General features: G+C 59.7%; 10 protein-coding genes. 3 read left to right on the top strand and 7 right to left on the bottom strand.

The features are described 5' to 3' along the window. Positions 1–244: 244 nt before the first annotated feature. Both C4N22_RS08940 and C4N22_RS08935 read right to left on the bottom strand, forming a co-directional pair. The gene (locus C4N22_RS08940) at positions 245–1,390 is read right to left on the bottom strand and encodes a glycoside hydrolase family 88/105 protein (RefSeq protein WP_112148703.1); all 1,146 of its coding nucleotides are present in this window, start codon (positions 1,388–1,390) and stop codon (positions 245–247) included. Between the two features lie 5 nt (positions 1,391–1,395). Then, positions 1,396–2,952 (bottom strand): glycoside hydrolase family 28 protein, encoded by a 1,557-nt coding sequence (locus tag C4N22_RS08935; RefSeq protein ID WP_112148702.1) that lies wholly within the window; start codon positions 2,950–2,952, stop codon positions 1,396–1,398. Between the two features lie 117 nt (positions 2,953–3,069). Here C4N22_RS08935 and C4N22_RS08930 point away from each other — a divergent pair, with 117 nt between their 5' ends. Next, entirely contained in the window at positions 3,070–3,882 is an 813-nt protein-coding gene (locus tag C4N22_RS08930; protein ID WP_242980995.1) for an AraC family transcriptional regulator, read from the top strand. Between the two features lie 153 nt (positions 3,883–4,035). Here C4N22_RS08930 and C4N22_RS08925 read toward each other — a convergent pair whose 3' ends face one another. The 5 genes from C4N22_RS08925 to C4N22_RS08905 form a co-directional block, all read right to left on the bottom strand. Then, positions 4,036–4,887, bottom strand: coding sequence for a carbohydrate ABC transporter permease (locus C4N22_RS08925; RefSeq protein WP_431602984.1), 852 nt, complete (start codon positions 4,885–4,887; stop codon positions 4,036–4,038). A gap of 17 nt (positions 4,888–4,904) precedes the next feature. After that, positions 4,905–5,831 (bottom strand): carbohydrate ABC transporter permease, encoded by a 927-nt coding sequence (locus C4N22_RS08920; RefSeq protein ID WP_022257293.1) that lies wholly within the window; start codon positions 5,829–5,831, stop codon positions 4,905–4,907. A gap of 200 nt (positions 5,832–6,031) precedes the next feature. Then, the gene (locus tag C4N22_RS08915; RefSeq protein WP_112148699.1) at positions 6,032–7,420 is read right to left on the bottom strand and encodes an ABC transporter substrate-binding protein; all 1,389 of its coding nucleotides are present in this window, start codon (positions 7,418–7,420) and stop codon (positions 6,032–6,034) included. A gap of 490 nt (positions 7,421–7,910) precedes the next feature. After that, positions 7,911–8,513, bottom strand: a complete 603-nt coding sequence (locus tag C4N22_RS08910) for a thymidine kinase (RefSeq protein WP_112148698.1) — start codon at positions 8,511–8,513, stop codon at positions 7,911–7,913. A gap of 83 nt (positions 8,514–8,596) precedes the next feature. Next, positions 8,597–9,238: a redox-sensing transcriptional repressor Rex gene (locus tag C4N22_RS08905; protein WP_022257562.1), complete on the bottom strand. Its 642-nt coding sequence runs from the start codon at positions 9,236–9,238 to the stop codon at positions 8,597–8,599. Positions 9,239–9,487: 249 nt separating this feature from the next. Here C4N22_RS08905 and C4N22_RS08900 point away from each other — a divergent pair, with 249 nt between their 5' ends. Both C4N22_RS08900 and C4N22_RS08895 read left to right on the top strand, forming a co-directional pair. Next, on the top strand, positions 9,488–10,183 hold the full coding sequence (locus C4N22_RS08900) for a ClpP family protease (RefSeq protein ID WP_112115812.1): 696 nt from the start codon (positions 9,488–9,490) through the stop codon (positions 10,181–10,183). Between the two features lie 89 nt (positions 10,184–10,272). Continuing rightward, on the top strand, positions 10,273–13,215 hold the full coding sequence (locus tag C4N22_RS08895; protein ID WP_112148697.1) for a DNA translocase FtsK: 2,943 nt from the start codon (positions 10,273–10,275) through the stop codon (positions 13,213–13,215). The last annotated feature ends 6 nt before the right edge of the window (positions 13,216–13,221 follow it).

The following is a 13,221-nucleotide window of genomic DNA, read 5'->3' as shown; positions in this document are numbered from 1 at the left end:
CTCGCTCAGGAAAACTCCCGTTCCCTCACTGGCGGGAGGCAAAGCTTCCGAAGCCTGATCGGATGCAGCCATACAAATTTTGTATTTCTGCAATACCAAACAGACCTTTTACAAAGGGCTTGTCTCTCGGTACAATGTAGATGCGTTCTATAGAGGGACGACGGACAAGGAAAAAAGTGCAAAAACCAACCGCCACGGCATCTGTCACCGTGGCGGTTGGTTTTTTACTTGTTATGGGAGAGGTTTATTTCTTTGCGATCATCTCGGTGTAAGCCAGCACCAGCGGGCCCACGCCCTTGGCGTCGTTGCAGACGACGGGCTCACTGAAGTAGTAGGCCAGGGAGCCGTCCCGGTGGTCCTTGCCGCCAAGGCCGGCCACCAGGCAGATGCCGCCCAGCTGTAAGCTGCCGTCCGGGTTTTGGGAGAGGTACTGATCGCAGGTGCCGTAGAATGCTTTCTCGGCCCAGGCAGCCATCCGCTTGGGCAGGTAGCCCAGGCGCACGCCCTTGAGCACGGCGTAGGCAAACAGGGCCGTGCCGCTGGTCTCCAGATAGTTGCCCTCCACGCCGGGGTGATCCATCACCTGCCAGAACATGCCGGTCTCCTCATCCTGGAACTTGTGCACGTCCTCAATGGTCTGCTTCAACATGGCCATGATGCCGCGGTACTCGTTGTACAGCTGCTCGTCCATCCGCTCCAGCGTGTCCACCATGGCCACCATGAACCAGCCCATGGCCCGCAGCCAGAAGTTGGGACTGCAGCCGGTGACGGGGTCGGCCCAGTACATCTGGCGGCTCTCATCATAGCCGTGGTAGTACAGGCCGGTCTTCTCGTCCCGCATGTGCTTCTGGATGTTCATGAACTGCTTGTAGCTGTCAATGCAGCCCTGCATCTTGTTGTAGCGGGTCTCGTAATCCATATAGAACGGCTGGGCCATGTAGGTGCCGTCCAGCCAGACCTGCCAGGGGTAGATGTCCTTGTGCCAGAAGTTGCCCTCCTTGGTGCGGGGCTGGGTCTCCAGCTGGCTGCGGATCACATCAATGGCCTTGCGGTATTTCTCCTCGCCGTAAATGTCGTACAGGGTGAACAGGTTCTTGCCCTGATTCACGTTGTCCAGGTTGTACTCCTTGGGGTCGTAGGTCTGGATGGAGCCGTCTTCCTGCACAAAATAGTCGATGAAGTTTTTGGAGAAATCCAGATACTTCTGGCCGCCCGTGGTGTGGTACAGGCTCAGGCAGGCCGTGATCATGCAGCCGTCGATGTAGTTCCACTTGTTGGGTTTGCCGCTGCGCACTTTCTCAATGTTCCACATGGGTGCTTCGGCGCTGGAATGGGCGATGAGGGAATCCACGTAATCGCCCAGCATGGTCAGAATTTCAGAATGCGTCATGGCTTTCAGTCCTCCTCAAAATGGCCGACATTTGCAAAGTGGAGCCGCTCGCCCTCATAGCCCTCGATCTTCACGTTGTGCAGGTCGATCTCCTGGACGTTCTCGGCGTAGATGGCCAGCTTTTTCACAAACGGGCGGTTGTCGGCCATGGCCGCCTGGCCCTCTTTGGCCTCGGGGTCAAAGGTGATGGTGACATTCTTCATGCTCACCCGCTCAATGGGCTGCTCCGGCAGGCCGTCGAAGTAGCAGCCTGCAAACTGGGCGTCGGTGGCCACGATATTCTCCATGGTCAGGGTGCCCAGCTTGGGGGTGTACTCGTCCACCGGCAGAGGCTCGCGGCACTGGACATAGGGGCCGTGGCCGTCCGGGTCGCAGAAGTAGAACATGTTGATGACGAACGGCGCCTTGACGCCCCGCATCTCCACGTTGCGGAAGACCAGCCCGTCGATGACGGCGGTGTTGCCGCGGCCGCGCCGGGTCTTGACGCGGAGGCCGCGGTCGGTGTGGTCCATGAGGCACTGGGTGACCACCATATCCTTGACGCCGCCGCTCATCTCGCTGCCAATGACGATGCCGCCGTGGCCCTTGTCCAGCAGGCAGTTGCGGATGACAGTGTGCTCGCAGCTCTTCTTGAGCTTCATGCCCAGGAAGACTTTGCTGGCTTTCATGGCGATGCAGTCGTCACCCACATGGATGTTGACGCCGATGATCCGGGTATACTCGCAGCTCTCGGGGTCGATGCCGTCGGTGTTGGGGGCGTTGTAGGGGTTATTGATGTTGAAGTGGAGCAGGTCCAGCTGCTTGACGAAGATGGGGTGGATGGTCCAGGAGTAGCTGTTCTGGACGGTGATGCCGTGCAGGCAGACATTCTCGCTGTCCACCATGGCCACGGCGCGGGGACGCCACGCGATCCGCTTGACTTTGGGGTTCACCCACCAGTCGCCGTTCTGGGCGTCACAGTCCAGGGTGCCCTCACCGGTCACGACCACATCGTGCACCTGGGTGATGTTCAGCAGGCCTGCAAAGCTGTTCAGGGGGTTGCCCTCCCAGCCCGTCAGGTAATACTCGTCCACCTCGTTCTCGCTGGGCAGCACGCCGGGCAGGATGGGGTAGTGGGTGCGGTCATTATCGCCCAGGAGCACGGCGCCTTTTTCCAGGTAGAGGGTGGTATTGCTCTTGAGGAACAGGCTGGCCGTGCGGTAGCGTCCGGCGGGGACATACACGGTGCCGCCCTTGGGGCAGGTGGAGAGAGCCGCCTGCAGCTTGACGGTGTTGTCCGTCTCGCCGTCGCCCACCAGGCCGTAGCGGGAGGCGTCCACAAAGAACGTCTCGGCCTCGGTGGTGAACTCCAGGCTCAGGCTCTCGCCCTCGGCCTGCACGCCCACGGTATAAGTGGTGCCGGGGAGCAGGGAGAAGAGGGAGAACACATTGGTGCTGCAGGCATCATAGATGGTTTCGCCGTTCAGCGTGACAGTGAACGGGTGGGCAGGGCGGAAGCACAGCCCGTTTTCAAGCTCAAAGACCGCACTGCGGGTCATGGAGCGGATGAGAGACAGATTCATAAACAGCCTCCTGAAAGAGATTTGAGAAAATGGAAAAAACAGAAGTGTATTGCGGCTTGCCCGGCCGGGCCGGTCATGGTACACTAAAAGCAAGTAAAATGCAGGGGGATGCGGAACATGCGTGCGGAACGGGAACGGCTCAATGCAAAGATCGTGGCGGAGAACCTGCGACTGGGAGCAGAGGCCAGAGAACTCACGAGCGAAGAAGAGCTCTGTTATCTGATCCTGGTCTCGGGCGGCAGCTGCAATGTCCAGTGGGATGGCCAGACCACGCTGGCGGCTCCTGGCTGCGCGCTGCTGCTGGGCCCGGGCAGCGGGCGGCTGCAGCAGGCGGGCAGTGTGCCGCCGGAGCTGCTGGGGTGCCGCTTCCCGGTGGCTGCCCTCCACGATATCCGGAATATGGCCCAGCGGGACGAAAGCGCCCTGTTTGAGCCGGGGCAGGCCACGCTCTTATACGGCCCGGTGCAGTGGTCCAGCTGTCTGCGGACGGTGCTGGAGCTGATGCGGAAAGCCCGGGGCGAGCAGGATTATCCGGGTGTGCTCTACCTGGGGCTCCTGCTCCACTATGCAGAGCAGGAGTACCGGGCCGAGAGCCACGCCGCCCGCCCCCGCAACGAGACAGTGGAGCAGATCTGCGCCTACCTTGCCGCCAATTACCAGCAGAAGTTTTCCCTCAGCGAGGTGGCGGCAAAGTTTTACATCTCGCCCTATTACCTCAGCCGCCTGTTCCGGCGGGTAACGGGGCAGTCCATTGTGGATTACATCAATGGCCGCCGCATCGAGGCCGCCCAGAAGCTGCTGGAGACAACGGAGCTCAGCATCGGCACGGTGGCGGAGCAGACGGGCTTTGCCAGCGCCGCCCATTTCCGGCGTGTCTTCCGGGAGACCATGGGCACCGGGCCGCTGCAATACCGGAAGAGCCATCGATGAGGCAAACAGCCTTGCCCTCTCCGTCATCGCTGACGACAGGCGGCCTGAGAGGGCTAGCCAGTGAACAACACAACACCCCCTGTACCATCTTACGGGCAATGGCACAGGGGGTGTTTGTGGTTTCAGCCGTCTTGGCCGCGGGAGAAAGAGCGCTTAGCCCTTGACAGCACCCGCGGAGATACCTTCGACGAACTGATCCTGTGCGCAGAAGAAGACGATCAGCTGCGGCAGAATGGAGATCAGCGACAGGGCCAGGATGCGGTTCCAGGCAAAGCCCGTATCACCATCCATGGACAGCTTGACGAACAGGGACATGGGGTACTTGGCAGGGGTCTGCACATAAAGCAGCGGGCCCATGAAGTCGTTGCAGCTCCACATGAACTGGAACAGGGCGCAGGACACCAGAGCGGGCATCAGCATGGGGACAATGACCTTGTACAGGGTCTGGAACGAGGAGCAGCCGTCGATGGCGGCAGCCTCGTCCAGGTCACGCGGGACATTGCGCATGAACTGCACCAGCTGGTAAACGAAGTAGGTCTCCGTTGCAAAAGCAGTGTGGACCCAGATGGCCAGATAGAACGGGCTGTTGACCCAGCCGAACTTGGTGTACAGCAGGAACTGCGGCACGTTCAGGACGACCTGGGGCAGGAAGAGGGTGGCCAGCATGATGCTGAACAGGATCTTGCGGCCCGGGAAATCAAAACGGCCAAAACCGTAGGCGGCCACGCAGGAGGAGACCACGGTGCAGATGACCTTGGGCAGAACATAGCTGTAGGTGTTGAGCATGGCCTGCAGGATGTTGATGGAACCGCCAAAGTTGTTCAGCGCGTTCTGATAGCCCTCGAGGGTGGGGTTCCTGATCCACAGGCCGATGCCTGCAAAGATCTCGCTGTTGTCCTTAAAGGTGGCGCTGATCATCCACAGCAGCGGGTAGATCATGATAAGGCCCACCAGAATCAGGACAAAGTACTTGAAAAACGTCGCAATGGCGTTAGAAGCTTTCATTCCCATAGTGTTACACCTTACCTTTCATCCGAGTAGTAGACCCACTTCTTCTGGCTGGTAAAGGCAATGATCGTCAGGATGCAGACGATGACGAACATGATCCAGGCCAGTGCGGAAGCCATACCCATTTCGTTGGACTTGAAAGCGTAGTTGTAAACGAGGATGGAGATGAGGGTGGTGGAGTTGCGGGGGCCGCCGTTGGTGATGATGAACGGGCCATTGAACTCCTGGAACGCCTGGCAGATCTGAGTGACCAGGTTGTAGAAGATGATGGGGGTGATCATCGGGACGGTGATGGAGAAGAACTGCTTCCACTTGCCGGCACCGTCGATGGTGGCAGCCTCGTACAGGTCTGCGGGCACGCCTTTCAGAGCGGCCAGGAACAGCACCATGGCGGAACCGAACTGCCAGATGCGCAGGAAGCAGATGATCCACAGCGCGTAAGTCGGGTCGGACAGCCAGGAGGGGCCCTGTGCGTGGCCAAAGGTGATCATACGGATCAGGGTGTTGACCAGACCGTCATCACGGAAGACGGCTTTCCACAACACGGCGATGGCCACGGAACCGCCCAGGATGGACGGGATGTAGTAAATGGTACGGAACAGGTTCACGCAGGCGATCTTGAAGTTCAGGATGTAAGCGATGAACAGCGCGAAGATCAGCTTCAGGGGCACGGTGATGAACGCGTACTTGAACGTGGTGATCAGTGCCTTGGTGATCTTGGCATTGGTGAACGCGGTGGCGTAGTTCATCAGGCCGTACTCGTGGATGCCCTCAAAGAAGTTCATATCCGTAAAGCTGTAGTACAGCGACTGACCAAACGGAATGGCTTTGAAGACGACGAAGCCGATGATCCAGGGGATCAGGTAGAACAGGCCCTGCCATTTGTCAAAAAACTTCTGGGCCGGGGTACGCCCGAGCGAGGGCGCTTTGCTTTCTTTCATCCGGGAATCCTCCTTTTTGAAAATTCGGGGTGGGTGCAGCATGGTTTGGACACATCTTGGTCAAAGTTTAGACATCTTTTTCTTGCAAAAAAGGGGACATCCACCTCTTGGGCGGCGGATGCCCCACCAATGGACCAAACAGAATCGAGGGGGCGGGAGGTTATACCGTAACTCGGACCCCCCTGCAGCGTGTGGAAGAATTACTCGACGGTGTAACCGACGGCATCCATGCCATCCAGCAGGATGTCAACAACGTCAGCGCCGGACTTGTTATCGTAATCGACGGTGTCGAAGACTTCCTGGTAAACGCCGGTGCCGTTTGCTTTCAGGTCGTTGGACTCGAACAGGGGATCCAGCTTGTTGGAAACGAAAGCCATGACCTTGCCGTTTGCCTCGGCAACCAGCTCCTTGACAGCGCCTGCAGCCTGAGCGGCAGCCAGACCAGCCTTGGAAGCGGGGATGCCGCACTCGGAACCCATGATGGAAGCGCCAGCCTCTTCGTTCAGCAGGAAGTTGATGAGGGTAGCTGCCTCCGCGGGGTGCTCGCAGGTCTTGGTGATGGCCAGGCCCATGGAGACCTTGGAGAAGCCGCCGTTGTAATCGCCGAACTTGATCTCCTCGCCGACGGTGAAGCCGGGCTTGTTCTCCTCGTCCAGAGCGTCCTGATACTTGGTAGCGGAGGAATCCCACTCGAAGCAGCCGGCCAGCTTGCCGGTGATCCACTCGGTGGACTGGTGAGCGGCGTTGTCGCCGTTGGAGCCGTAGTAGGTGGGCAGGCTCATGATGACGTGGCCATCGACCAGGCTCTTGATGAAGTCGATGCCCTCCGCGATCTCGTCCGCGGTGTAGTTCAGGGTAGAGGTGGTGGGGTCTGCCCAGTCCTTGCCGTACTTGGACTCGAGGTAGAAGACCATCAGGATCATACGGTCGTAAGCGCCCAGGTGCAGGGGATAATAGTCATCGCCCAGCTTCTCCTGGAAAGTCTTGCCGGCTGCCATCAGATCGTCCAGAGACTTGGGGACCTCAGTAATGCCAGCCTTGTTAAAGGTGGTCATGTTCCAGTAGAAGATACGGCCGGTCATGGAGACAGGCACGCACTGCTGAGCGTTTGCCACGTTGCAGGCAGCCAGCTGAGCCTCATCCCACTGAGACAGATCCAGATAATCGGTGGTGCTGTTCAGGTCGACGAACGTCTGGCCGTTCTTGGAATAGTTGTACAGCCAGTTCCAGTTGATCTGGCAGACATCCTCCGCCACGCCGCCGGCAAACTTGGTGGACATGGTATCCTCCCAGCCGGACCATGCGGCAAAGGTGGGGTTGACGGTGATGTTGCTGTGCTCAGCGGAGAAAGCCTTGATGGCATCCTGGTATGCATTGTGACGAGACTCGCCGCCCCACCAGCTCATGGTCAGGGTAACGGGGTCGCTGCTCAGGCCGCCGACGGCCTCAACAGAAGCAGCTGCCGCGGAAGAAGCAGGAGCGGTGCTGGAAGCCGCGCCGCTGTTGCCGCCGCAGGCAGCCAGCAGACCGGCTGCACCCACAGCGCCAGTGACCTTGATGAAATCACGACGAGAAATTGCCTTGCTCATTTTTGTTCTCCTCCTAATGATGTAGAAAACCTCGTGTGGAACGGAGCCTCTGCAAAGCGTCCGTTGTATACAATTATGATAACAAAAGCATTCACAAAAAGAAAGATAGAATTTGGCGTGATACACTCTAAAAACGCACAAATATTGTCATAACTTTTGCGGAGGCATCGTCGTCCTTGCCAGAATGAATAAACTTCGGCTAAAAAACTGTGCAACTTGTATACTTCAACACTTTGCATAGAAATTGAGGGTCTTAGGCGACAGAACAACGTAAATTGTTATAATTTTATACGGTGTGGAAAATTGTCGCTGGAGTGTTGTATACAATAAAACAATCGAAGACAGATGATTCTCATGTGAAACTGATATATCAATAACGCAATAAACGTGCGAATTTCCTTGCAACTGATATACTAATTACTTATAAAACGGATGAAAAAAGCGCCGCCCGGCGGGATGGGCGGCGCAAAGATCTTTAAATTGAATGCTGCTACTTGGCACGTTTCGCATAAAACGCCTTGCGGGCCTTGAAATAGCACTGGGGGCACATGCTGACATACTGGACATCGTTCTGCAGGTCGATGGCGACCTGTTCCCCCTCGAAGACGAACTCGCCGTTGACCTTGCGGCAGTTGCAGGTGGCTTTGCGGCCGCAGGTGCAGATGGTCTTCATCTCCTCGATGGTGTGGGCCAGCTCCAGCAGGCGGGTGGAGCCGGGGAAACCCTTGAGGGAGAAATCAGACCGCAGGCCGTAGCAGATGACCGGGATGTTCAGCTCCACCGTGACCATGAACAGCTCCTCGGCCTGCTGGGGCGTGAAGAACTGGCTCTCGTCGCAGAGGACACAGGCCAGCGGGGCTGCGGCAGCGGCCTGCTGCACCGCTGCAAACACGTCCATTTCCGGCGGGACCAGCAGGTCGGCCTTGCGGCGCACGCCCAGGCGGCTGACCAGCTCGCCGCCGCCCTTGGTATCCACCTGCGGCTTGAGGATGAGCACCCGCATTCCCTGCTCCTCGTAGTTGTGGGCCACCTGCATCAGGGCGGTGCTCTTGCCGCTGTTCATGGCACCGTAACGAAAATAAAGTTTTGCCATTGTTTTCTCCTCATAAAAAGGCAACCCTCCCAGTCAAAATAGGTCGGAGAGGGTTGTAGATTGCTTTTATATGGTATAAGAGATCAGTCCTGATTGCGCAGGCGGTAGCCCAGGCTCATCAGGCTGTCGCCCAGGTGGACGTTCTCCACCACCACATCCGGGTAAGAAATGGACAGGTCGTAGTGGGAGAAATTCCAGAAGCCCTGGATGCCCAGGCTGACCAGGCGGCTGCTCAGCTCCTCGGCACCGCTGCGGGGCAGGCAGAGAACGGCCACTTCGGGGTGATGCTCGGCGCAGAACGCTTCCAGTTCGTCGATGTTCAAGATCTGCACGCCGCTGATCTCCTTGCCCACTTCGTCGGCGGAGTTATCAAAGGCAGCGATCAGCTTGTAACCATTGGTGTCGGTGGTGATAAAACGGCTCACGGCCTTGCCTAAGCGGCCGCAGCCGATGAGGATGGTGGGCAGAAGGTCGCCGTTGCCAAACAGCAGCTGCTCCAGGATGGAGAGCAGGTTCTCCACCGAGTAGCCGATGCCCTGCCGACCATTCACATCGCCGATGCAGTTGAAATCCTGCCGCACCTGGGAGGCGGTGGTGCCCATCTGGGCAGCCAGCTCACGGGACGAGATGCTGGTGATGCCATCATTTTTTAACGTGCGCAGGTAGCGGTAATATTTAGGCAGCCGCTTGATGACAGGGAGCGACGCTTTTCCGGGGGTGTTCATATCAGAAAATCTCCTTTCTGCAAAAGGTGCCGGGCGGGGAAGCAGTGCAAGCAGGACGCGCCGACAGATTCTCAGAATTTTTGCAATAATGATACATACTTGACAATGTTTTACTTAATATAAAGTATACAGCCTGATACGAGAATGTCAAACCCTTTGGACAAAATTTTTGGGCTAAGATTTTTAGCTTTTGGAATAGCACCGTGCCGCCCGGGGAATCCTGAGAAAAAACGGCCGGGAGGATGGAAGATGGCAGAGAAAACAAACGACGAAAAAAGCAGCCCTGTGGAGCAGCAGCGGCTGGAACAGGAGCAGATCGAGGACCTGGGCAGCATCTGGCGCACCCGGGGCAAACACGCCATCCACTGTCTGACGGTAGTGGGGCAGGTGGAGGGCCATGTGGAAGCGCCCCAGGGCCAGAAAACCACCAAATATGAGCATGTCATCCCCCAGCTGGTGGCGGTGCAGGAGGACCCCGGCATCGAGGGGCTGCTGGTGCTGCTCAACACGGTGGGCGGGGATGTAGAGGCCGGGCTGGCGCTGGCGGAGCTCATTGCCAGCATCTCCAAGCCCAGCGCCGCCGTGGTGCTGGGCGGCGGGCACTCCATTGGGATCCCGCTGGCGGTGAGCGCCCGGCGGAGCTTTATTGTGCCCACGGCCACCATGACCATCCACCCGGTGCGCCATTCCGGCATGATTTTGGGCGTGCCCCAGACCATGCGGTGGTTTGAGCAGATGCAGGAGCGGATCACCGGTTTTGTGGCGGCCCACAGCGGCATGACGGAAAAGCGCTACACCGAGCTGATGCTCCGCACCGGGGAGCTGGTGATGGATGTTGGCACGGTGCTGGACGGCCGCAAGGCCGTGCGGGAAAAGCTCATCGACCAGCTGGGCGGCATTTCGGATGCGTTGGAGTGGCTGTATCAGGAAATCGAAAAAGGATGATTTGCCATTTGACTTTCCGCGTGGTACAATGAAAGAATCGAGAAGTATCGAAATCGATTTTATCATAGAAACGACAGGGAAGAGCGAACATGGCAAAACGGAAACGAAAATCCACTGCGGGGCGCGGCAGACAGCGCCGGAGAAGCCGGGCACAGGACCGGATGCCTGCGGGGCTGGTGACCTTGTTTTTGGGCCTCATCCTCATGGCGCTGGCTTTTGTGCCGGGCAGCGCGGTCTGGAAGACTCTGCACGACGCGCTGTTTGGTGTGTTTGGCTGCGGCAGCTTTGTGGTGGGCGCGGCGCTGTGCTATCTGGCCATCCTGTACACCCGCGGCGAGGACCTGCTGCCCCACATTGCAAAGCTGCTGCTGGGGCTGGTGTTTGCCAGCAGCACGGTCATCGTGTTCTCGGATATCCCCGCCGATGTCCCGGCGGCGACCATGGTAGCCGCCTGTTACCAGAACGGCGTCAACGCCTGGCTGTCCGGCGGCGCGCTGGGTGCCGTGCTGGGCGGTAATCTGCTGCTGCTCTGCGGGCGCCCGGCAGCCAATCTGGTCATGGCGGCGCTGGCCCTCTGCGCCAGCCTGTACATTTTTGATATCACCCCGGCGGAAGTCTGGCAGTGGCTCTGCAACGTGGGCGGCGGCGTGCACGAAAAAGGCGTGGCCGTCTATGAGCAGAACGCCGCCCGCCGCGCGGAACGCAGGGCGGAGCGCCTTGCCGCGGAGGCGGAAGAAGGATCCTACGAGGAGGAAGATCCCGACGAGCTGGACGAGGACTTTGAGGACGACGAAGAAACCGGCCTCAAGGCTCCCGGCTGGCTGTCCGGTGTGCTCTCCTGGGGCCATAAGGTGACCAAAGAGCTGGAGGGTGAGGCAGAGCCCGAGCCGCCCCAGGACCCCAACCTGGGTTACGAGCCGCCTCCGGCTCCGGATCCGGCGGATGTGCCCCCGCCTCAGCCCGCCCCGGAATTTGAACCCATCCAGGTCAGCGCCCCGGGACCCCGCGCTCCCTTTGACATCGACCTGGGCCCGGACCATACCCAGGTAAAAGAGGGCGGCAGTGAGCCCATCGAGCCCGTCATTCTGGGCCCGGGCGGCACGTTTGGCATGGACCCGCTCCGCAACGCGGCACCCCGCGCCATCGTCAAGCCGGTGGTGCCGGATGCGGTGGAGACCCCGGCGGAGGACTTCTTCCGCAAGCCGGAGCCGGGGCCCGCGCCGGAACCCGGTGACATTGCGGTGGCCCCGGCGGATATCGCCCCGGCCCCCACCCAGACGCCCAGTATGCCGGGCCTGAATGCGGATGCCCCTGCTGTGGAAGAGCCGGAGTTTGAGCCCATCCCGGTCAGCCCTGCGGAGCCGCACCGGGTGAGCGCGGAGAACGCTGTGGCGTTCCGCTCCGCCCCGGACGAGGACGGCTGGATCAGCATTACCTCTGAGCCGGTGGAGGAGAAAGACCTCAATACCTTAGTGGCAGCGGCCATGGAAAAGCCTGCCGCCTCGGAGCAGGCCGCCGCCAGTGCCCCTGCCGAAGAAGCCGAGCCGGTGGAGACCTACCAGTATCAGTACCCCTCCATCGAGCTGTTTGAGCGTGCCCCCGAGGAAACGGACGTGGGCGCGCAGGACGAGCTCAAGGCCAACGCCCAGAAGCTGGTGGATACGCTGGAGAGCTTTGGCGTCCGCACCCGAGTGCTGGATATCTCCCGCGGCCCCTCGGTCACCCGGTACGAGGTGCAGCCGATGGCGGGCGTCAAGATCAGCCGCATCACCTCGCTGGCGGACGATATCGCCCTGAACCTCGCCGTGGCCGATGTCCGCATGGAGGCCCCCATCCCGGGCAAGCCTGCCGTGGGCATCGAGGTGCCCAACCACAAAAAGACCCCCGTTTATATCCGCAGCGTGTTTGAGAGCCAGGCGTTCCTGCGGATGACTTCGCCCCTGGGCATCGCCCTGGGCAAGGACATTGCCGGTGTGGCCCAGGTGGCCGACCTGTGCAAGATGCCCCACCTGCTCATTGCGGGCAGCACAGGCAGTGGTAAATCCGTCTGTGTCAACAGCATCATCATGAGCCTGCTCTTCCGTTCCAGCCCCGAGGACGTCAAGCTCCTCCTCATCGACCCCAAAGTCGTGGAGCTGGCGGAGTACAATGGCATCCCCCATCTGCTCATGCCCGTGGTCACCGAGCCGAAAAAGGCGGCAGGCGCTCTGGGCTCTGCGGTGCAGGAGATGGAGCGGCGCTACCACATGTTCGCGGAGAACAACGTCCGCGATATCAAATCGTTCAACAAGCTGGCGGCCACCGACCCCACGCTGGAAAAGATGCCCTACATTGCCATCATCATCGACGAGCTGGCCGACCTGATGATGGTGGTGGGCAAGGACGTGGAGGACTCCATCTGCCGCATTGCCCAGAAAGCCCGCGCGGCCGGGATGCACCTCATTGTGGCTACCCAGCGCCCCAGCGTGGATGTCATCACCGGCCTGATCAAGGCCAACATCCCCAGCCGCATTGCGTTTGCGGTGTCCAGCCAGGTGGACAGCCGCACCATCCTGGATGGTGCCGGTGCCGAGAAGCTGCTGGGCATGGGCGACATGCTCTTCATGCCCGTGGGCGCTCCCAAGCCCACCCGGATTCAGGGCACCTTTGTCCGGGATGAAGAGATCAGCCGGGTGCTGAATTTCATCAAGCAGAGCGCCACCGTCCAGTATGACGAGGCCATGATCGAAGCGATGGAGCGCCACGCCATTCAGGATGGCAAAAAGGGCGGCAGCGGCAGCGCCGACTCCGACGAGGATTCCGGCAGCGACCCGATGCTCAAGCAGGCCGTGGAAGTGGTCATCGACGCCGGGCAGGCGTCTACCAGCCTGCTGCAGCGCCGCTGCAAGCTGGGCTATGCCCGCGCGGCCCGCATCATGGACGAAATGGAAGAGAAAGGCATCATTGGCCCCTACGAGGGTGCCAAGCCCCGCGCCGTGCTCATCAGCCGCCAGCAGTGGCTGGAAATGCAGATGAACCAGCCGGAGGAATAAAGAGAA

The sequence above is a fragment of the Faecalibacterium prausnitzii genome, from assembly GCF_003287495.1.
Classification (GTDB): domain Bacteria; phylum Bacillota; class Clostridia; order Oscillospirales; family Ruminococcaceae; genus Faecalibacterium; species Faecalibacterium prausnitzii_I.
Note: the sequence above shows the minus strand (reverse complement) of the source record. Positions and strands in the feature narration are given on the sequence as shown.

Bases quoted from the DNA above. Each gene is read 5' to 3' on its own strand.
- C4N22_RS08925 (WP_431602984.1), bottom strand. From the start codon at position 4,887: ATGAAAGCTTCTAACGCCATTGCGACGTTTTTCAAGTACTTTGTCCTG.
- C4N22_RS08910 (WP_112148698.1), bottom strand. From the start codon at position 8,513: ATGGCAAAACTTTATTTTCGTTACGGTGCCATGAACAGCGGCAAGAGC.
- C4N22_RS08920 (WP_022257293.1), bottom strand. From the start codon at position 5,831: ATGAAAGAAAGCAAAGCGCCCTCGCTCGGGCGTACCCCGGCCCAGAAG.
- C4N22_RS08915 (WP_112148699.1), bottom strand. From the start codon at position 7,420: ATGAGCAAGGCAATTTCTCGTCGTGATTTCATCAAGGTCACTGGCGCT.
- C4N22_RS08895 (WP_112148697.1), top strand. From the start codon at position 10,273: ATGGCAAAACGGAAACGAAAATCCACTGCGGGGCGCGGCAGACAGCGC.
- C4N22_RS08905 (WP_022257562.1), bottom strand. From the start codon at position 9,238: ATGAACACCCCCGGAAAAGCGTCGCTCCCTGTCATCAAGCGGCTGCCT.
- C4N22_RS08900 (WP_112115812.1), top strand. From the start codon at position 9,488: ATGGCAGAGAAAACAAACGACGAAAAAAGCAGCCCTGTGGAGCAGCAG.
- C4N22_RS08940 (WP_112148703.1), bottom strand. From the start codon at position 1,390: ATGACGCATTCTGAAATTCTGACCATGCTGGGCGATTACGTGGATTCC.
- C4N22_RS08935 (WP_112148702.1), bottom strand. From the start codon at position 2,952: ATGAATCTGTCTCTCATCCGCTCCATGACCCGCAGTGCGGTCTTTGAG.
- C4N22_RS08930 (WP_242980995.1), top strand. From the start codon at position 3,070: ATGCGTGCGGAACGGGAACGGCTCAATGCAAAGATCGTGGCGGAGAAC.